The sequence below is a fragment of the Pseudomonas sp. FeN3W genome (assembly GCA_030263805.2).
Lineage (GTDB): Bacteria > Pseudomonadota > Gammaproteobacteria > Pseudomonadales > Pseudomonadaceae > Stutzerimonas > Stutzerimonas stutzeri_G.
The window spans coordinates 3,257,261-3,277,017 of the sequence record CP136010.1 but is presented as its reverse complement, the minus strand read 5'-3'; the positions used below and the strand labels follow the sequence as shown (position 1 = coordinate 3,277,017).

General features: G+C 64.4%; 18 protein-coding genes and 1 riboswitch. Of the genes, 11 read left to right on the top strand and 7 right to left on the bottom strand.

The annotated features are described in order from the left end of the window. Positions 1-6: 6 nt before the first annotated feature. The 3 genes from epd to P5704_015495 all read right to left on the bottom strand — a co-directional run bounded on the left by epd (position 7) and on the right by P5704_015495 (position 4,169). The gene (gene epd, locus P5704_015505) at positions 7-1,050 is read right to left on the bottom strand and encodes an erythrose-4-phosphate dehydrogenase (protein WOF77458.1); all 1,044 of its coding nucleotides are present in this window, start codon (positions 1,048-1,050) and stop codon (positions 7-9) included. 88 nt (positions 1,051-1,138) lie between these two features. Next, a complete protein-coding gene (gene tkt, locus P5704_015500) occupies positions 1,139-3,136 on the bottom strand; it encodes a transketolase (protein WOF77457.1) in 1,998 nt (665 codons plus the stop codon). Positions 3,137-3,230: 94 nt separating this feature from the next. Then, positions 3,231-4,169 carry a LysR substrate-binding domain-containing protein gene (locus P5704_015495; GenBank protein ID WOF77456.1) on the bottom strand — a complete coding sequence of 313 codons (939 nt, stop codon included), beginning with the start codon at positions 4,167-4,169 and terminating at the stop codon, positions 3,231-3,233. Positions 4,170-4,313: 144 nt separating this feature from the next. On the opposite strand from P5704_015495, the gene P5704_015490 reads away from it, so the two are divergent. The 5 genes from P5704_015490 (at position 4,314) to P5704_015470 (ending at position 8,649) form a co-directional block, all read left to right on the top strand. Continuing rightward, positions 4,314-5,210 (top strand): TauD/TfdA family dioxygenase, encoded by an 897-nt coding sequence (locus P5704_015490; GenBank protein ID WOF77455.1) that lies wholly within the window; start codon positions 4,314-4,316, stop codon positions 5,208-5,210. Continuing rightward, positions 5,207-5,809, top strand: coding sequence for a LysE family translocator (locus P5704_015485; protein ID WOF77454.1), 603 nt, complete (start codon positions 5,207-5,209; stop codon positions 5,807-5,809). Before P5704_015490 ends, P5704_015485 begins: the two co-directional genes overlap by 4 nt. An 82-nt stretch (positions 5,810-5,891) precedes the next feature. Continuing rightward, a complete protein-coding gene (locus tag P5704_015480; protein WOF77453.1) occupies positions 5,892-6,893 on the top strand; it encodes a metalloregulator ArsR/SmtB family transcription factor in 1,002 nt (333 codons plus the stop codon). A 14-nt stretch (positions 6,894-6,907) separates the two neighbouring features. Then, entirely contained in the window at positions 6,908-8,098 is a 1,191-nt protein-coding gene (metK, locus tag P5704_015475) for a methionine adenosyltransferase (GenBank protein WOF77452.1), read from the top strand. A 221-nt stretch (positions 8,099-8,319) separates the two neighbouring features. Then, positions 8,320-8,649, top strand: coding sequence for a hypothetical protein (locus tag P5704_015470; GenBank protein ID WOF77451.1), 330 nt, complete (start codon positions 8,320-8,322; stop codon positions 8,647-8,649). Positions 8,650-8,701: 52 nt separating this feature from the next. Here P5704_015470 and P5704_015465 read toward each other — a convergent pair whose 3' ends face one another. Both P5704_015465 and P5704_015460 read right to left on the bottom strand, forming a co-directional pair. After that, positions 8,702-9,463 carry an ABC transporter permease gene (locus P5704_015465; protein WOF77450.1) on the bottom strand — a complete coding sequence of 254 codons (762 nt, stop codon included), beginning with the start codon at positions 9,461-9,463 and terminating at the stop codon, positions 8,702-8,704. Between the two features lie 12 nt (positions 9,464-9,475). Beyond that, positions 9,476-10,399, bottom strand: a complete 924-nt coding sequence (locus P5704_015460; GenBank protein WOF77449.1) for an ABC transporter ATP-binding protein — start codon at positions 10,397-10,399, stop codon at positions 9,476-9,478. A gap of 175 nt (positions 10,400-10,574) precedes the next feature. Here P5704_015460 and P5704_015455 point away from each other — a divergent pair, with 175 nt between their 5' ends. From P5704_015455 to P5704_015445, 3 genes are all read left to right on the top strand, one after another. Next, positions 10,575-11,906, top strand: a complete 1,332-nt coding sequence (locus tag P5704_015455; GenBank protein WOF77448.1) for a ferric reductase-like transmembrane domain-containing protein — start codon at positions 10,575-10,577, stop codon at positions 11,904-11,906. A gap of 89 nt (positions 11,907-11,995) precedes the next feature. Continuing rightward, positions 11,996-13,660, top strand: a complete 1,665-nt coding sequence (ligB, locus tag P5704_015450) for an NAD-dependent DNA ligase LigB (protein WOF77447.1) — start codon at positions 11,996-11,998, stop codon at positions 13,658-13,660. Between the two features lie 60 nt (positions 13,661-13,720). Next, positions 13,721-14,101: a DUF1090 domain-containing protein gene (locus tag P5704_015445; protein ID WOF77446.1), complete on the top strand. Its 381-nt coding sequence runs from the start codon at positions 13,721-13,723 to the stop codon at positions 14,099-14,101. A 7-nt stretch (positions 14,102-14,108) separates the two neighbouring features. Here P5704_015445 and P5704_015440 read toward each other — a convergent pair whose 3' ends face one another. Both P5704_015440 and P5704_015435 read right to left on the bottom strand, forming a co-directional pair. After that, positions 14,109-14,555 carry a cytochrome c gene (locus P5704_015440; protein ID WOF77445.1) on the bottom strand — a complete coding sequence of 149 codons (447 nt, stop codon included), beginning with the start codon at positions 14,553-14,555 and terminating at the stop codon, positions 14,109-14,111. 104 nt (positions 14,556-14,659) lie between these two features. Beyond that, positions 14,660-15,097, bottom strand: a complete 438-nt coding sequence (locus P5704_015435; protein ID WOF77444.1) for a hypothetical protein — start codon at positions 15,095-15,097, stop codon at positions 14,660-14,662. A gap of 167 nt (positions 15,098-15,264) precedes the next feature. Next, positions 15,265-15,348, top strand: a riboswitch (S-adenosyl-L-homocysteine riboswitch). Positions 15,349-15,371: 23 nt separating this feature from the next. Between P5704_015435 and ahcY the strand changes: the two genes are divergently transcribed. The 3 genes from ahcY to P5704_015420 all read left to right on the top strand — a co-directional run bounded on the left by ahcY (position 15,372) and on the right by P5704_015420 (position 19,753). Next, positions 15,372-16,778 (top strand): adenosylhomocysteinase, encoded by a 1,407-nt coding sequence (ahcY, locus tag P5704_015430; GenBank protein ID WOF77443.1) that lies wholly within the window; start codon positions 15,372-15,374, stop codon positions 16,776-16,778. Between the two features lie 73 nt (positions 16,779-16,851). Then, the gene (gene metF, locus P5704_015425; GenBank protein WOF77442.1) at positions 16,852-17,703 is read left to right on the top strand and encodes a methylenetetrahydrofolate reductase [NAD(P)H]; all 852 of its coding nucleotides are present in this window, start codon (positions 16,852-16,854) and stop codon (positions 17,701-17,703) included. 232 nt (positions 17,704-17,935) lie between these two features. Beyond that, positions 17,936-19,753 carry a DEAD/DEAH box helicase gene (locus P5704_015420; GenBank protein ID WOF77441.1) on the top strand — a complete coding sequence of 606 codons (1,818 nt, stop codon included), beginning with the start codon at positions 17,936-17,938 and terminating at the stop codon, positions 19,751-19,753. Positions 19,754-19,757 lie beyond the last annotated feature (4 nt).

Below are 19,757 nucleotides of genomic sequence, written 5' to 3'. Positions count from 1 at the left end.
CGGGTGCTAGTTGCGATTGGCCACGCGCAGATAGTGGTCGGTGACGTCGAGCATGCGATTGGCAAAACCCCATTCGTTGTCGAACCAGGCCAACAGGTTCAACAGGCGCGGCCCTGACGCGCGCGTCAGGCTGCCGTCGACGATCGCCGAGTGCGGATCGTGGTTGAAATCGCAGCTGGCGTGGGGCAGCTCGGTGTACGCCAGCAAGCCCTGCAACGGCCCGCCTTCGGCGGCCTCGCGCAGCACCCGGTTGATCGTATGCGCATCGGTATCGCAAGCGGTCTGCAGCGTGATGTCCAGACAGGACACGTTCACCGTGGGCACCCGCACCGCTTTGGCCTGAATCCGCCCCGAGAGTTCCGGGAGCAGGCGTTCGATACCGCGCGCCAGACCGGTGGACACCGGAATCACCGATTGAAAGGCTGAGCGCGTGCGACGCAGATCCTCATGGTGGTAGGCGTCGATCACCGGCTGGTCGTTCATCGCCGAATGGATCGTGGTGATCGAGGCATATTCGATGCCCACCGCGTCGTTGAGCAGCTTGAGCAACGGCACGCCGCAGTTGGTGGTGCAGGAGGCATTGGACACCAGTCGCTCTGAGCCCGTCAGTTGCTGCTGATTGATGCCCATGACCACCGTGGCATCGACATCCGCCGCGCTGGCCATCGGCTGGGAAAACAGCACCCGCGGTACCCCGGCGGCGAGAAAGCGTTCGCCGTCGGCACGGCTGGTGTAGGCGCCCGAGCACTCCAGCACCAGATCGACATCCAGCGCCCGCCAGTCGATGGCCTCGGGCGTCGACTCGCGCAACACCTTCACGCAGTGTCCGTTGAGGTGCAGGCAATCGCCGTCCACGCTGACCTCGCCAGGGAAACGGCCATGGGTGGAGTCGAAGCGGGTGAGGTATTCAAGGCTGGCCATGTCGGCCAGATCGTTGAGGGCAACGAACTGAAAATCGAAGGCGGCGCCACGCTCATAGAAGGCACGCAGCACGCAACGGCCGATGCGGCCGTAGCCGTTGAGGGCGACGCGATAGGGGCGGTCAGGCATTCGCCAGCTCCAAGCGACAAGCTTCAAGCTGCAAGCCAATCCGCACCGCTTTTACTTGCGGCTTGAGGCTTGCAGCTTGTCGCTCGGTTCAGTCTTCCAGCAGCTCTTCGGCGACGGCGAGGATGTTGTCGACGGTGAAGCCGAATTCCTCGAACAGCTGGTTGGCCGGCGCCGACTCACCATAGGTGGTCATGCCGATGATGCGACCGTCGAGGCCGACGTACTTGTACCAGTAGTCCGCATGCGCCGCCTCGATGGCGATGCGCGCACCGACTTCCACCGGCAGCACCTGTTGCTTGTAGGCGGCATCCTGGGCATCGAACACGCTGGTGCACGGCATCGAAACGACGCGCACCTTGCGCCCCTGCTCGGCCAGCTTGTCGGCGGCCTGCACCGCCAGGCTGACTTCCGAACCGGTGGCGATCAGGATCAGTTCCGGCTCGCCGGCGCAGTTCTTCAGGATGTAACCGCCGCGGGCGATGGCTGCTTCGGTTTCGTTATCACGCACATGGAACGGCAGGTTCTGCCGCGAGAAGATCAGCGCGCTCGGGCCGTCCTTGCGCTCGACCGCGTGCTTCCAGGCCACCGCGGACTCGACGGTATCGGCCGGGCGCCAGGTGTCCAGGTTCGGCGTGGTGCGCAGGCTGGTCAACTGCTCGATCGGCTGGTGGGTCGGACCGTCTTCGCCGAGGCCGATGGAGTCGTGGGTGAACACGTAGAGCACGCGCTGCTTCATCAGCGCGGACATGCGCACGGCGTTGCGCGCGTATTCCATGAACATCAGGAAGGTCGCGCCGTAGGGAATCAGGCCGCCGTGCAGGGCGACGCCGTTCATGATCGCGGCCATGCCGAACTCGCGCACACCGTAGTACATGTAGTTGCCCGAGGCGTCTTCCTGCACCACCGGCTTGCAGCCCTTCCACAGGGTCAGGTTGGAGCCGGCCAGGTCCGCCGAGCCGCCGAGCAGTTCCGGCAGCAGCGGGCCGAAGGCGTTCAGGCAATTCTGGCTGGCCTTGCGGCTGGCGATGGTCTCGCCCTTGGTCGCGACTTCACGGATGAACTCGCTGGCCTTCTCGGCGAAGTCGGCCGGCAGCTCGCCCGCCATGCGCCGCTTGAACTCGGCGGCCAGCGCCGGGAATTCGCTCTCGTAGGCGGCGAAACGCTTGTTCCATTCGTTCTCGGCGTCGGCACCCTTCTGCTTGGCGTCCCACTCGGCGTAGATCTCGGCGGGGATTTCGAACGGCGGGTGATTCCAGCCCAGCGCCTCGCGGGTCAGGGCGATCTCCGCATCGCCGAGGGCGGCGCCGTGGGATTCTTCCTTGCCCTGCTTGTTCGGCGAGCCGAAGCCGATGATGGTCTTGCAGCAGATCAGCGTCGGGCGGTCACTCTTGCGCGCGGTTTCCAGGGCCATCTGGATCTCGTCGGCGTCATGGCCGTCGACATTGCGGATCACCTGCCAACCATAGGCCTCGAAGCGCCGCGGGGTGTCATCGGTGAACCAGCCGTGCACTTCGCCGTCGATGGAGATGCCATTGTCGTCGTAGAAGGCGATCAGCTTGTTCAGGCCCAGGGTGCCGGCCAGCGAGCAGACCTCGTGGCTGATGCCCTCCATCATGCAGCCGTCGCCAAGGAACACGTAGGTGTTGTGGTCGACGATGTTGTGGCCGGGGCGGTTGAACTGCGCCGCCATGACCTTCTCGGCCACGGCGAAACCGACGGCGTTGGCCAGACCCTGACCGAGCGGACCGGTGGTGGTCTCGACGCCGGCGGTGTAGCCGAACTCCGGATGGCCCGGGGTCTTGCTGTGCAGCTGGCGGAAGTTCTTCAGGTCATCGATGGACAGGTCGTAGCCGGTCAGGTGCAGCAGCGAGTAGATCAGCATCGAGCCATGGCCGTTGGACAGCACGAAGCGGTCGCGGTCGGCCCACTGCGGGTTGGTCGGGCTGTGCTTCAGATGATCGCGCCAGAGCACTTCGGCGATGTCCGCCATGCCCATGGGGGCACCCGGGTGGCCGCTGTTGGCTTTCTGCACAGCATCCATGCTGAGGGCGCGGATGGCATTGGCTCGCTCACGACGGCTGGGCATCGCTGAATCTCCTGCGGGGTGTACGTAGAAAAAGGCGGCCATTTTCCCCTACCGAGGGTGGCCGGGGCAATGACTGAATGGCCGCCCCACACGCTCAATCCAACAGCTCGACACCCTGACTGGTCACGTCCGGCAGGTGTTCGAGCAGGTAATCGCTCATGCGCATCAGGGTCGCCGACTCATCGCCGCCACCGGGCCAGACCAGGTAATAGCTGTCGCCGGACTTCACCGCCTGATGGAACGGCAGCACCAGACTGCCGCGCTGCAGCTCGGCGCCAACCAGCGCCAGGTCGCCGATCGATACGCCATGCCCCTGCGCCGCTGCGGAGATGCCCAACTCGAGGGTGTCGAACAGCTTGCCCTGCTGCCAGGCGATCTGATCCGCGCGCCCGGTACGCTGCAGCCAGCGCCGCCAGTCGCGGCAGTCCCGCGAGGGATGGATCAGCTCGGCCTCGCCCAGCCGCTGCGTGGTCCAGGCCGTAGTGCCAAGCAGTTCGGGGGCACAGACCGGCACCAGCCACTCGTCGAACAGCTTCACCCGTCGCCAATCAGCGGGGAAACCGCCGTTACCGAGCAAAATTGCGCAGTCGAACGGCTCGCTACTGAAATCCACCGCGTCCAGATCCATCCAGGCGCTGGTCAGCTGCACACGGTTCTGCGGATTGGCCATATGAAAGCCTTCCAGCGTGCCCAGCAACCAGCGCATGGTCAGGGTCGACGGCGCCTTCAGGCGCAACGCACCGCGCTGACGGGTCACCGCGACGCAGGCGTTTTCGATGGTACGAAAACCGATCTTCAGCTCCTGCGCCAGCAGTCGTCCGGCATCGGTCAGCGTCAGACGCGAGCCGTGCCGCTCGAACAGCTGGCAGCCCAGATGTTCCTCCAGCGTCTTCACGTGCCGGCTGACCGCACTCTGCGTGATGAACAGGCTCTGCGCGGCCTGGGTGAACGAGCCGAAACGCGCCGCCACCTCGAAGGCGCGCAAGGCATAGAGCGGTGGCATGCGTGGCGCTGCGACAACCGGATCCGGCATGACTAAAACTCATCCTTAGGGGTTGTTTTTTCCATTTTCCAATTTTTTCCAGCATCCCAATACTGCGCCAGCAATGGGTTACGGGCCAGGTTCTGCATTCCCTCAACGCGCACGCACACCAATAAAAACTCAGGAAAGGATGCCATGCAGAACAAATACTACGAGACGCTCCTGGCCAATGCGGTAGAGAAAAGCGCGCTGCAGCATGAGCAGATCGGCCAGATCATCAATTTCAGGCTGTTCGGCAACAAGAAAGGCTTCATGACCCTCGAAAGCCTGCCCATTGGCGACATCCCGCCAACGCCGCTGAGCCGCGAGCACCTCTGCAAACCCGACGACAGCAGCGAGCGTCTTCTGCTGCAGGCCACCGCCCTGCTCGGCGAACCGATCGGCTATCTGCAGGAGTCCGAGGGCTGCATCGTCAACAACTTCTTCCCGCAGCAGGCGCATTCCCGCGGCGCGACGTCGGACAGTTTCGACACCGAACTGGACCTGCACACGGAAAACGCTTTCCACGCCGTACTGCCCGACTATCTGGTGCTGCTCTGCCTGCGCCAGGACCCGGACGCCGAGGCGGTCACCTATATCGCCTCGATCGAGCGCATTCTCGAGCGACTTACCTTCGAAGAGCAGGCGTTCTTCCTCACCGAGCCGTACAACTTCCTGTCCGATTACGGCCCCACCGAAAAGAACCAGCGCATCGACATCAATCGCCACCAGACCATCCTCTATGGCGACCCGAATGCGCCGTTCTTCCGCTTCGACCCGCACTTCATGCTGGCCTTCAGCAGCCGCGCCCAGCAACTGATGGACAAGCTGCGCACCATCGCCTGGGAGGTGGTCGAGCCGGTGCGGCTGAATCGTGGCGACATGCTGATCATCGACAATCGCCGCACCGCTCACGCGCGCAGCCCCTTCAGTGCACGCTTCGACGGCAGCGACCGCTGGATCCAGCGCGCCTTCGCCATCACCAATCCGAACTTCTATGCCGAGCGCCTGGGCAAACGCAGCCGGGTGTTCGGCCTGGTGACCGAACTATGAACGCTACCTATCTCGCCTTCGCCGCGGCAGTCGCCCTGCTGATCGCCTCCCCCGGACCGGTGGTCGCACTGGTGGTATCCGATGCGCGCCGGCGCTGGCCGCTGTGGACGATTCTCGGCGGTGCGCTGTCTGCGCAGATCCTGATGATCGCCGCGCTGGTGATGATCTACCTGGCGCTGGACCTCGACCCGCTGGTGCTCGAAGCCGGGCAGATCCTTGGCGGCCTGTACCTGATCTGGCTGGGTTGCGACAGCCTCTGTGGCGGACGTAGCGAGGCCGCCACACCCAAGCGCAGCGAGGCGCATTATTTCTGGCGGGCGATGGCCGTGGGCCTGTCCAACCCGAAGGACATCCTGTTCTTTCTCGCCTTCCTCCCCGGCTTCATCCTGCCCGCGCAACCGTTCGCGCCACAGGCGACGGTGCTCATCGTGATCTGGGCGGTGATCGATCTGAGCATCCTGCTCGCTTACAGCCTGCTCTCGCGCCGTCTGGCCGACGAAGGGCCGATCCAGCGCCTGCTGGATATCCTGCCGAACTACTTCCTCATCGGCCTCGGCCTGGTGTCCTGCACCCTTGGATTGTCCCGCCTGCTGCAGTAACCCTGCACCCACAAGGGCAATATCAAAACTTTTTGATATTGCCCTTGCTGTACGAAAAGTGACCGACTAGACTGCGCGGCTTATGAGCCTGCGCATGCCACAGATCCGTTTCGACGCCAGTGATTCGCTCGCCGCCCTGTGCAAGGCCGGCGGCGATGCATTGCGTCTGAATGTACTGCGGGCGCTGGCCAACGATTCGTTCGGCGTACTGGAGCTGGCGCAGATCTTCGCCATCGGCCAGTCGGGCATGAGCCACCACCTCAAGGTGCTGACCCAGGCCGGGCTGCTGGCGACCCGCCGCGAAGGCAACGCGGTGTTCTACCGGCGCAGCCTGCCGCAGGTCGACAGCCCCGGCGGCAAGCTGCACGCAGCGCTGCTCGAGGAAGCCGATCGGTTGCAGCTGCCGCGCGAGATCGAAGCCCGCATCACCGCCGTGCATGCCCAGCGCAGCGCCGCCAGCGAGGACTTCTTCGCGCGCATGGCTGACAGCTTCCAGGCCCGCCAGGACCTGATCGCCGGCCTGCCGCAATATCGCGACAATGTGGTGGCCTTGCTCGATGTGCTGAACTTCGATGCCAGCGCCACCGCACTGGAAGTCGGCCCTGGTGATGGCAGCTTCCTGCCGGAGCTGGCGCGGCGCTTCGCACACGTAGTGGCGCTGGACAACAGCCCAGCCATGCTCGACCTGGCGCGTGCGCGCTGTCAGGAAGCGGGGCTGACAAACGTCGAGCTGAAGCTCGCCGACGCACTGCACGACGACTGCCCGCCGGCCGACTGTGTGGTGCTGAACATGGTGCTGCATCACCTGGCGGCGCCCGGCGAGGCGATCAAACAACTGGCACGGCTGGTGAACGCGGGCGGCAGTCTGCTGGTCACGGAGCTGTGCAGCCACAACCAGAGTTGGGCCAGGGAGGCCTGCGGCGATCTCTGGCTGGGCTTCGAACAGGACGATCTGGCCCGTTGGGCCGATGCCGCGGGGCTCACGCCCGGCGAGAGCCTCTACATTGGCTTGAAGAACGGTTTTCAGATCCAGGCCCGGTACTTTTCCCGGTCCGCCCCTGACGACCGACTCACCCACCGGTAATAGGAAACCGATAGATGAGCGAATACTCGATTTTTACCTCCGAGTCCGTGTCCGAAGGGCATCCGGACAAGATCGCCGACCAGATCTCCGATGCGGTGCTCGACGCCATCATCGCCGAGGACAAGCATGCCCGCGTGGCCTGCGAAACCATGGTCAAGACCGGTGTGGCGATCGTTGCCGGTGAAGTCACCACTTCGGCCTGGGTCGATCTGGAACAACTGGTGCGCGACGTCATCGTCGACATCGGCTACAACAGCTCGGAAGTCGGTTTCGACGGCGCCACCTGCGGCATCATCAACATCATCGGCAAGCAGTCGGTGGACATCGCCCAGGGCGTCGACCGCACCAAGCCGGAAGACCAGGGTGCCGGTGATCAGGGCCTGATGTTCGGCTACGCCAGCAACGAAACCGACGTGCTGATGCCGGCGCCGATCCGCTTCTCCCACGCCCTGGTCGAACGCCAGGCCGAAGCACGGAAGAACGGCCTGCTGCCATGGCTGCGCCCGGACGCCAAGAGCCAGGTCACCTGCCGCTACGAGAACGGCAAGGTCGCCGGCATCGACGCCATCGTGCTGTCCACCCAGCACAACCCGGAAGTCAAGCAGAGCGACCTGCGCGAAGCGGTGATGGAGCTGATCATCAAGCACAGCCTGCCGGCCGAGCTGCTGCACAAGGACACCCAATACCACATCAACCCGACCGGCCAGTTCGTCATCGGCGGCCCGGTGGGTGACTGCGGCCTGACCGGGCGCAAGATCATCGTCGACACCTACGGCGGCATGGCCCGCCACGGCGGTGGCGCGTTCTCCGGCAAGGACCCGTCCAAGGTCGACCGCAGCGCCGCCTATGCCGGCCGCTACGTGGCGAAGAACATCGTCGCCGCCGGCCTCGCCGATCGCTGCGAGATTCAGGTGTCCTACGCCATCGGCGTGGCCCAGCCGACCTCCATCTCGCTGAACACCTTCGGCACCGGCAAGCTCAGCGACGACAAGATCATCGCCCTGGTCCGCGAGCATTTCGATCTGCGTCCTTACGCGATCACCCGCATGCTCGACCTGCTGCACCCGATGTACAAGGCCACCGCGGCCTACGGCCACTTCGGTCGCAACCCGTACGAGATGACGGTGGGTGCCGACACCTTCACCGCCTTCACCTGGGAAAAGACCGACAAGGCCGACGCCTTGCGTGCCGCTGCCGGGCTGTAAGCGCGACCACCTGACAAGAAGCCCCGCCGGCGCAAGCCGCGCGGGGCTTTTTTGCTTTCAAGGGTGAACCGCAGCAGACACCATTCACTACCAGCACTGCGTCACGAAACCTGTTTCCAAAGACCCTTTGCGCAGCAAGGGCAAAAAGCTATCATCGCCGCCCTTTTCGAATGGACTCGATCGGTCACTTATCGTGATCGGCACTACACAGGAGCTTATCCATGCGTATTTCCCACATCCTCGGCTGTGCCGCCCTGCTTCTCGCCAGCTCGCTGCACGCCGCCGCCACTGACGTTCAAGTCAAGTGCGAAGAACAACTGGCCGCTCAAAAAGGCAATCTGGAAGCCGGCAAACTGCTCGGCCAGATGCTAGGCAACGAGAAGCTCAACAAGGCCTTGAATCAAGTCGAAGGCGGCTGCGCCCAGCTCAACACCGAAGGCTTGGCAGCCAATGCCGATGGTGACGACACTGCCGCAGTGAACGAGAAGCTCCAGGCAGTCAGCCAGGCGAAGGATGCGGTTCTCGGCCTGGGCAAAATGTTCGGCAAATAAGCCTCAACGCCGTGATGAGAACGCCCGCATCTGCGGGCGTTTTCATTTGCGGCTAGTTCTTCAACCGATACCCGGTCTTGAATATCCACCACACCGCCAGCAGGCATGCGGCGAGAAAACCGAGGATCATCGCCAGGCTGATGCCGACGTCGATGTCCGAGACGCCGTAGAAGCTCCAACGGAAGCCGCTGATCAGGTACACCACCGGGTTGAACAAGGTGACTTTCTGCCAGAGCGGCGGCAGCATCTCGACGGAATAGAAGCTGCCGCCGAGAAAGGCCAGCGGCGTGACGATCAGCGCCGGAACGATCTGCAGCTTCTCCCAGCCATCGGCCCAGATGCCGATGATGAAGCCGAACAGGCAGAAGGTGACGGCCGTCAGCACCAGGAACAGCGCCATCGTCAGCGGATGCTGGATCTCGTAATCGACGAACAGCCGGGCGGTGAGCAGGATGACCACGCCGAGCACCAGCGACTTGGTAGCCGCCGCGCCGACATAGCCGATGACGATCTCGACATAGGACACCGGCGCCGACAACACCTCGTAGATCGTCCCCGAGTAGCGCGGCATGTAGATGCCGAACGAGGCATTGGAAATGCTCTCGGTGAGCAGCGCCATCATGATCAGCCCGGGGATGATGAACGCCCCGTAGGGGATGCCGTGCATCGCCTCCATGCGCGCGCCGATGGCCGAGCCGAATACCACGAAGTACAGCGACGTCGAGATCACCGGCGTGGCGATGCTCTGCAGCAGGGTGCGCCAGGTGCGCGCCAGTTCGAACAGGTAGATCGCGCGGATCGCGTAGAAATTCATGCGGGCTTTTCCTCAGCGACCGTGAACGAGGTTGACGAAGATTTCTTCCAGCGAGCTCTGGCTCGACTGCAGATCCTTGAAGTCGATACCGTGGGCGGTCAGGCGCCGAAGCAGCTCGGCGATGCCGGTGTCCTCATGCTGGGCGTCAAAGGTGAACACCAGCTGATTGCCGGCATCGATGAGCTCCAGGGGATAGCTGGCCAGTTCCACCGGAATCTCGGCCAGCGGCCGCTGCAGTTGCAGCGTCAGCTGTTTCTTGCCGAGCTTGTGCATCAGCACGGCCTTGTCCTCGACGAGAATGATCTCGCCCTTGCTGATCACCCCGATGCGGTCGGCCATTTCCTCGGCCTCCTCGATGTAGTGGGTGGTGAGGATGATGGTCACGCCGCGGTCACGCAGACCGCGAACCATTTCCCACATGTCGCGGCGCAGCTCTACGTCGACGCCGGCGGTTGGCTCGTCGAGAAACAGGATCGACGGCTCGTGTGACAGCGCCTTGGCGATCATCACGCGGCGCTTCATGCCGCCGGAAAGCTCGAGGATGCGGGCATCGCGCTTGTCCCACAGCGACAGGTCGCGCAGCAGCCGTTCCAGATAGGCGTCGTCAGGCGCCTTGCCGAACAACCCGCGGGAAAAACGCACCGTCGCCCAGACGCTCTCGAAGCCCTCGTTGTACAGCTCCTGCGGCACCAGGCCGATCTTCGCGCGCGCGGCGCGGTAGTCGCGGATGATGTCGTGGCCATCCACTCGCACATGCCCGCTGCCGGGATTGACGATGCCGCAGATGATGCTGATTAGCGTGGTCTTGCCGGCGCCGTTGGGGCCGAGCAGGGCGAAGATCTCGCCCTTGCGGATCTCCAGGTCGATCCGCTTCAGCGCTGGATGACCGGATGCGTAGGTCTTGGTGAGCTGCTCGATGGCGATCACTGGCTGCACGGGCTCGTCTCTTCGAGGAATCAGGGGCGCAATTGTAGAGATAAAAACGCAACGCAGGGCGCCCGCCGTCTCCCAGTCACAGCTTGCAGTGACCGTGATCATGGCGGCGTCGCGGCGCTGAATACACGCTTGGAAGCGCTGGCACACGGGACGCCAGCAAGGAGGCTTTCTCGAGATGAGACAGATAAAACTCACTTACTTCGCGCTGTTCGTCGGACTGACGCTGCTCTGGCTGCTGGTGGACGACTTCATCATGGCGCGCTATCAGTTCTGGCCGTTACGCAAGGTGATGGTGCACTTCAGCGGCGTGTTCGGCATCGTCGCGATGAGCGTGGCGATGGTGCTGGCGGTGCGACCGCGGCGCTTCGAGCGCCTCTTCGACGGCCTGGACAAGACCTATCGCCTGCACAAATGGCTGGGCATCAGCGCCCTGGTGATCGCCATCTTCCACTGGGGCTGGGGGCAGATTCCGAAATGGCTGGTCGGCTTCGGCTGGCTGGCAAAGCCGGCCCGGCGCGCCGGCGAGGGCCAGTTGCATGAAGGCATCTTCGCCCTGCTGCAGCGCTTTCGCGGCCTCGCCGAGACGATCGGCGAATGGGCCTTCTATGCCGCGGCAATTCTGGTCGTGCTGGCGCTGGTCAAGCGCTTCCCCTACCGCTGGTTCTTCAAGACGCACCGCTGGCTGGCGCTGGTCTATCTGGCACTGGTGGCGCACTCGGTGGTGCTGACCCCACCCGACTACTGGGCCTCGCCGCTGGGCCTGGTCCTCGCCGTGCTGATGGTTTCGGGCTCCATAGCGGCCTGCATCTCGCTGCTGCGCCGCATCGGCCGCAAGCATCAGGTAGTCGGTCGCATCGAGAGCCTGACCTATCACCGTGACAATCGCGTACTGCGCGTCGATATCAAGCTCGACGGCCCCTGGCCGGGGCACAAGGCCGGGCAATTCGCCTTCGTCACCTTCGACGACAGGGAAGGGCCGCACCCCTTCAGCCTCTCCTCGGCCTGGTGCAACGACGGCAAGCTGGCCTTCTCCATCAAGGGCCTCGGTGACTACACCCGTACCCTGCCGGACACCCTGAAGGTGGGCGATGCAGTGAAGGTCGAAGGCCCCTATGGCTGCTTCGATTTCCACAGCCGCAAGCCACGGCAGATCTGGATCGCTGGCGGTATCGGCATCGCGCCCTTCATCGGCCGGCTGCAGGCGCTCGCCGCGAGTGGCAGGGGCGACAACGTCGATCTGTTCTACTGCACCAGCGCGCCGGACCAGCGTTTCCTCGAGCGTATCCGCGAACTGGCCGAACGCGCCCGGGTGCGCCTGCACGTGCTGGTCGCCAGCGAGGGCGGGCGGCTGACGCCCGAACGTCTTCGCCAGCTGGCGCCGCAATGGCACGACAGCGATGTCTGGTTCTGCGGCCCGGCGGGCTTCGGTCAGGATCTGCGCAAGGACCTGCAGCGCCACGGTCTGCCACCGCGGGATTTCCACCAGGAATTGTTCAATATGCGCTGACGCACGGTCGCGCCGCGTCGAGCCGGCGACAATGAGCGGCCTCCAACGACCGGAGGCCCGCCCAACTCATCAGAGCAAGGATGCTCGCCATGCAACGCCTGATCGCACTGTCGCTGTGCCTTTTTTCGCCCCTTTGCTTCGCCGTCTGTCCGGCCTGGAACGCTGTGCGAGCGCAACAGGAAATCACCAGCCTCCAACGGCAACTGCAGCACTGGGACGAGGCCTATCACCGCCGCGGCCTGTCGCTGGTGGATGACGAAATCTACGACCAGAGCCGTGCGCGCCTGCACGACTGGCAGCGCTGTTTCCCAGGCACCGTCGCGGCGCGGGACCCGCTGGCCGGCGCCGGCGGTCCGGTACGGCATCCGGTGATGCAGACCGGGCTGACCAAGCTCGCCGATGAACAGGCGGTCGCCGCCTGGATCGAGCGCCGCGAGGACCTGTGGATTCAGCCGAAAGTGGACGGCGTGGCGGTCAGCCTGGTCTATCGCGACGGTCTGCTGCAGCAAGCCGTCAGCCGCGGCGACGGTCACAGCGGGCAGGACTGGACCGCCCACGTCCGGCAGCTGCCTGCGGTGCCGTCGCGACTTGCAGAGCCAGGCGAGGTGATACTGCAGGGCGAACTCTACTGGCGTCTGGAGCAGCACGTGCAGGCCACGCATGGCAGCGCAGGCGCGCGCAGCCGTGTCGCCGGCGCCATGGCCAGCAACCGGCTGGATACCGATACGGCGGCGCAGATCGGCCTGTTCGTCTGGGACTGGCCGAACGGGCCGGAGCAGATAGACCTCCGCCTGCAGCGGCTGGCCGCCATGGGGTTCATCGACAGTCAACGGTTCAGCCTGCCGCTACCGGATCTCGCGCAAGCGCGGCATTGGCGCGAACAGTGGTACCGGCAACCGCTGCCATTCGCCACCGACGGCGTGGTATTGCGGCAAGGCACGCGCCCACCAGCCGAGCGCTGGCAGGCCGAGCCACACTGGGCGGCGGCCTGGAAGCATCCGTTGCGCAAGGCAGTGAGCGAGGTGCGCGCCGTGGAGTTTCGCATCGGCCGCACCGGGCGCATCACGCCGATGCTGCAGCTGGTGCCGGTACAGCTCGACGATCGCCGAATCCGTACGCTCAGCCTCGGCTCGCTGGAGCGCTGGCGCGCACTGGATGTGCGCCCCGGCGACCAGATCGCGGTTGCGCTCGCCGGGCATAGCATCCCGCAACTGGATTCGGTGGTCTGGCGCAGCGCCGAACGCGCAGCGGTGGTGGCACCGGACCCGTCGCAGTATCACGCGCACAGCTGCTGGCGGCCGACACCGGGCTGCGAGCAGCAATTCATCGCCCGCCTGGTCTGGCTGAGCGGCAAGCCGGGGCTCGGCCTTCCCGGCGTAGGCCAAGGCAACTGGCAGACCCTGCTGGACGCCGGACTGCTGCCCGATCTGCTCGCCTGGCTGGAGCTGGACGCGGAGACGTTGCAACAGGTCCCAGGCATCGGCAAGGCGCGCGCCAGCAAGCTGGTCGCGAGCTTCGCTCTCGCCCGACAGAAGCCGGCGAGCCAATGGCTCAAGGCGCTCGGCATGCCGGTCAATCTGCCGCTCGCCGTGCAGTCCGACTGGAACGCACTGGCGGCACGCAGCGTGGCGCAATGGCAGGCGGAACCGGGCGTGGGAAAGGCACGCGCAGAACAGCTGTATGCCTTCTTTCATGCGCCAGAGCTGCAGCTGCTGCGTCACAGGCTGCGCGCTGTCGGTGTTTCGGGGTTCTGAAGGGACTTTCCCCGAATTTCGCGGTCGATAGGAGCTGGATAACAATTATGGAGGCGAGGCATGTCTTTGCGACATTGGCCGATTGCCCTGCTGATCGGCGCTACCGCCATCAGCCCGCTGGCTACCGCGGCCCCCAACGCTGACCGCCAGTGCCACGAACAGCGCCAGGCCTTGCGCGAGCAACTGCAACAGGCGCGCCTGCAGGGCGACAAACTGCGCCAGACGCAACTCAACAGTGAACTGCAGAGCCTGACCGAGCAGTGCCAGGGCGTGGTTGCCCTGCATCCGCATCAGGTCGAATACGATCACACCAATCGCCAGGTTGAACGGCGCGAGACGCTGCTACGCGAGGCCTTGAGCACCGGCGATACCCAGCTGATCGAGCTGCGCCGCAATCAGCTGGCCAAGTCCCGGGAAAAGCTCGAATCGCTGCGCCGTTGACCCCACATCAGTAGGCGCGGAACTCCTTGTGGCAGGCTTCACAGGCATCCTCGACCCGCTGGAACGCCGGCGCCACGCTTTGTGCGGTAACCGGGGCGGCCGTCGTCACACTCGCCAGTGCGGCCGTAGTCGCTTCCAGTTCGCGGGCCATCTCGTTGAATCGCTCCTGACGCTGCCAGACGTCGTCACGCGCGTCGCTCTGCTCTTCCTTCACCTCGGGATAATGCTGCCAAGGCTGCCGCGAGAGCTCGTCCAGCTTGACCGCACCGGAGCGAAAGGCGTCGCCATCGAAGGGAATGCGCCCGCGCAGCATGCCGCCGAGGTCTTCCTTGGTATCGAGCATCGCCTGATAGATCGCCTTGCGCTTGCCCAACGGGGAATTGGGGTCGACCCGGTCGCAGCCCGTCAGCGCCAGGACAGCAATCAGGGGCAGGCTCAGCAGACTCAGCTTCATGGTTCAACCACTCGTCGATGCAAAGCGCGGGATTATCCCCGCCCATGCGCGGTTGAACAAATCAGTCGGGTTTCGACTTCGTCAGCAAAGATTGCTCGGCAAGCTTATTGCGACCAGCTGCCGCCAGCGCTTTCGCAATCGATCTTGGCCTGCGCCCGATCGCTGGCGTGATAGTGATAGGTGACGATCGTCGCATCGCCGCCCACCTGGCTGGGCAGGGTACCGTTCTCCGCTTGGGAGCCGGTGGCACGCTCGTTGGCCAGCGTCTCCGCCGTCATCGGTGCGGTGCAGACACCGAAGTGGCCGTCGGGACAGCTGTCGCGAAGCTCGCGGTGGGAATTTCTCACGGCTTCATTGTCCTGGCAGACCCAGTCGATGGCATCGTCCTTGTCCACGCCGTGGAATTCGAAACACTGCTCGGTCACTACTGGCGCAGGAACCGCGCCGGAGGTTTCGCTGTGCACATAACAGGATTTGGCAGCGGCAGGCAGGCTGAAAGCGCCGACAAGCAACACGGGCGCAAAGCGAAGCATGGGGTTCATGGCGGTCTCCTGAAACGGTTTCGCCCGGCAAGGGTCACCGAACCTGTGATTTTCGACCCCCTTGCGCGCACGGTAGTTCGCGCCGCGCGGGGTTGGGATTGCCGCGCGGCACAGCTATAATCGCCGGGCTTTTCCCCGGTCGACTCCGCTTCGACCGTGCCCGCCACCCGTCCGAGGGGCGCTGCAGCAGGATGAAACCTGTCAGGCTCGGATGGGGCGTTTCCAGAACGCATCAACGGCGCCCATTCGCATCTTACGAATGGAGAACTCTTCGATGAGTGCTGTCATGACGCCTGCCGGTTTCACCGACTTCAAGGTCGCCGATATTTCCCTGGCCGCCTGGGGCCGCCGCGAAATCATCATCGCCGAATCCGAAATGCCCGCGCTGATGGGCCTGCGCAAGAAATACGCCGCCGAGCAGCCGCTCAAGGGCGCGAAGATCCTCGGCTGCATCCACATGACCATCCAGACCGCCGTGCTGATCGAGACGCTGATCGCCCTCGGCGCCGAAGTACGCTGGTCCTCCTGCAACATCTTCTCCACCCAGGATCAGGCCGCTGCCGCCATCGCCGCGGCCGGCATCCCGGTATTCGCCTGGAAGGGCGAAACCGAAGAGGAATACGAGTGGTGCATCGAGCAGACCATCCTCAAGGACGGCCAGCCGTGGGACGCCAACATGGTGCTGGACGACGGCGGTGACCTGACCCAGATTCTGCACGACAAGTACCCGCAGGCACTCGAGCGCGTCCACGGCGTGACCGAGGAAACCACCACCGGCGTGCACCGTCTGCTCGACATGCTCAAGGGCGGCACGCTGAAGATCCCGGCAATCAACGTCAACGACTCGGTCACCAAGAGCAAGAACGACAACAAGTACGGCTGCCGCCACAGCCTCAACGACGCTATCAAGCGCGCCACCGACCATCTGCTGTCGGGCAAGCAGGCGCTGGTGGTCGGCTACGGCGACGTCGGCAAGGGCTCGGCGCAGTCGCTGCGCCAGGAAGGCATGATCGTCAAGGTCTCGGAAGTCGACCCGATCTGCGCCATGCAGGCCTGCATGGACGGCTTCGAGCTGGTCTCGCCGTACAAGAACGGTCTCAACGACGGCACCGAAGCCAGCGTCGACGCGGCACTGCTGGGCAAGATCGACCTGATCGTCACCACCACCGGTAACGTCAACGTGTGCGACGCCGGCATGCTCAAGGCGCTGAAGAAGCGCGCCGTGGTGTGCAACATCGGCCACTTCGACAACGAGATCGACACCGCCTTCATGCGCCAGAACTGGGGCTGGGAAGAGGTCAAGCCGCAGGTGCACAAGATCCACCGCACCGGCAAGAGCGTCGACCCGACCAACGACGATTACCTGATCCTGCTGGCCGAGGGCCGCCTGGTGAACCTGGGCAACGCCACCGGTCATCCGAGCCGGATCATGGACGGCTCCTTCGCCAACCAGGTACTGGCGCAGATCCACCTCTACAACGAGAAGTTCGCCGACCTGCCGGTTGCCGAGAAGAGCCAGAACGTCACCGTCATGGTGCTGCCGAAGAAGCTCGACGAGGAAGTGGCGCTGGAAATGGTCAAGGGCTTCGGTGGCGTGGTCACCCAGCTGACCACCAAGCAGGCGGAATACATCGGCGTGACCGTCGAAGGTCCGTTCAAGCCGGACAGCTACCGCTACTAAGCAGGTCATGCTGCTGGCGACGAACTGCGCCCTGCATTCGTCGCCAGCAGCCTGCAGCCCAAGGAATAACCGAATGACCGCTTCGAACCGCCCATCCATCAGCTTCGAGTTCTTCCCCACCAAGACCGAAGCCGGGCACGAAAAACTGCTGAACGTGGCCCGCCAGCTGGCCGGCTACCAACCCGATTTCTTCTCCTGCACCTACGGTGCCGGTGGCTCGACCCGCGATCGCACGCTCAACACCGTGCTGCAGCTCGACGGCGAGGTGAAGGTGCCGACCGCTCCGCACCTGTCCTGCGTCGGCGACACCAAGGCCGAATTGCGCGAACTGCTGAACCTCTACAAGGAGGCTGGCATCCAGCGCATCGTCGCCCTGCGCGGCGACCTGCCGTCCGGCATGGGCATGGCCAGCGGCGAGCTACGCTACGCCAACGAGCTGGTGGAATTCATCCGTAGCGAGACCGGCGATCACTTCCATATCGAGATTGCCGCCTACCCGGAAATGCATCCGCAGGCACGCAACTTCGAAGACGACCTGGCCAACTTCGTGCGTAAGGCCAAGGCCGGCGCCGACAGTGCCATCACCCAGTACTTCTTCAATGCCGACTGCTACTTCTACTTCGTCGAGCGCGTGCGCGAACTCGGCGTGGAAACCCCGGTGGTGCCTGGCATCATGCCGATCACCAACTACAGCAAGCTGGCACGCTTCTCCGATGCCTGCGGCGCCGAGATTCCGCGCTGGGTGCGCAAACAGCTCGAAAGCTACGGCGACGACATGCAGAGCATCCAGGCCTTCGGCGAGCATGTCATCACCGAGATGTGTCAGAAGCTGCTGGCCGGCGGTGCGCCAGGCCTACACTTCTACACGCTGAACCAGGCCGAACCGAGCCTGGCGATCTGGAACAACCTCGGGCTGTCACGCTGAGCACCAGCCGGCTCCGTAGAAATACGGAGCTGGCTAATGAACCCGTGACCTGCGACACTGTCAGAGCAATGCGGCGTTAACAGGCTCTGTTATACTCCGCGCTTCCGCCAGGCTTACGCCCGGATGCCGCACATATGACCCGCGGCAGGACCGGACGGGATCGCACGCCAGTCGCGATTCGAGCCAGGCATGATCATCCCAGGGCCTCGCCCCTAACAAGACAGGATTACTCATGTCCTTTGCTTCCCTCGGTCTCTCCGAGGCTTTGGCCGGTGCCGTCGAGGCCGCCGGTTACACCCAGCCTACTCCCGTGCAACAGCGGGCCATTCCCGCCGTGTTGCAAGGCCGCGACCTGATGGTCGCCGCCCAGACCGGAACCGGTAAGACAGGCGGTTTCGCCCTGCCGGTACTCGAACTGCTGTTCCCGGGTGGTCACCCGGATCGTGAACACCGCTACGGCCCGAAACAGCCGCGCGTGCTGGTGCTGACACCGACCCGCGAGCTCGCCGCCCAGGTTCACGACAGTTTCAAGATCTACGCTCGCGATCTGCCGCTGAAAAGCGCGGTGATCTTCGGCGGCGTCGGCATGAATCCGCAGATCCAGGCCGTGGCCAAGGGCCTCGACGTGCTGGTCGCCTGCCCAGGTCGCTTGCTCGACCTGGCCAACCAGAAAGCCATCGATCTGTCGCACGTGGAAATCCTCGTCCTCGACGAAGCCGACCGCATGCTCGACATGGGCTTCATCCATGACGTCAAGAAGGTCCTGGCCAAGCTGCCGGCCAAACGCCAGAACCTGCCGTTCTCGGCGACCTTCTCCAAGGACATCACCGACCTCGCCGCCAAGCTGCTGCACAACCCGGAGCGCATCGAGGTCACCCCGCCGAACACCACCGTCGAGCGCATCGAGCAGCGCGTGTTCCGCGTCGCCGCCAGCCACAAGCGCGCCCTGCTCGCCCACCTGATCACCCAGGGCGCCTGGGAGCAGGTGCTGGTCTTCACCCGTACCAAGCACGGCGCCAACCGCCTGGCCGAGTATCTGGAGAAGCATGGCCTGCCGGCTGCCGCGATCCATGGCAACAAGAGCCAGAACGCCCGCACCAAGGCTCTGGCCGACTTCAAGGCCAACCAGGTGCGCATCCTGGTGGCCACCGATATCGCCGCCCGTGGCCTGGACATCGACCAGCTGCCGCATGTGGTCAACTTCGAGCTGCCCAATGTCGAGGAAGACTACGTGCACCGCATCGGCCGTACTGGCCGTGCCGGGCGCAGTGGTGAAGCCATTTCGCTGGTCGCGCCGGACGAGGAAAAGCTGCTCAAGGGCATCGAGCGCATGACCAAGCAGCGCATTCCCGAAGGCGACCTGATGGGCTTCGATGCCAGCGCCATCGAGGCGGAGAAACCGGAAGTGCGTGAACCGCGCCAGCCGCGGCCGCAACGTGGCGAACGCAAGGCACGCGGCGAACGCGACAAGCCGGCAGAGAAAAACGCCGAGCAGAAGGAACGCAATCGCCGCGGCCAAAGCAAGGCGCGCAAGCCTGCTCGCGATGGCGCCGCCAGCGAAGCGCAAGCCGTTGCTCGCCCGCCACAGCTGCCACCAAACCGTGCCCCGGACGAGTTTCTCGATGACGAAGTGGACAACTTCGGCAATCGTGTCGACTACGTCAGCCCCTACCAGAACAAGCAGAACCGCGGTCGCCGTCCCGGCTCCCCGGCTCAGCCTGGTAGTGCGCCTCGTGCCGCCGGTGCCGCACGTTCTGGTGCTGCGGGCGCCCCCGCCGGCAAGGGCAAGCGCTCAGGTGCAGGCCAAGGTCAGGCGGCGCGCAACGGTCAGCCGCGCAACGGCCAGCCACGGCGCAAGAACGAGGGTCGACGGATCGAAGAGCCGGCTGTCGCGCGTCAGGAAGCCGCCAAGCCGCGTGAAAAGCAGCCAGTGATCATCCACAAGGAATCGAAGATCGATCGCCTGCCCAGCCTGGATCAGCTCGAGCAGCTGCCAACCCGTCCACGGGGTGAGAAACCGGCCCTGCTGACACGCAACCGCGAAGTCTGAGCCA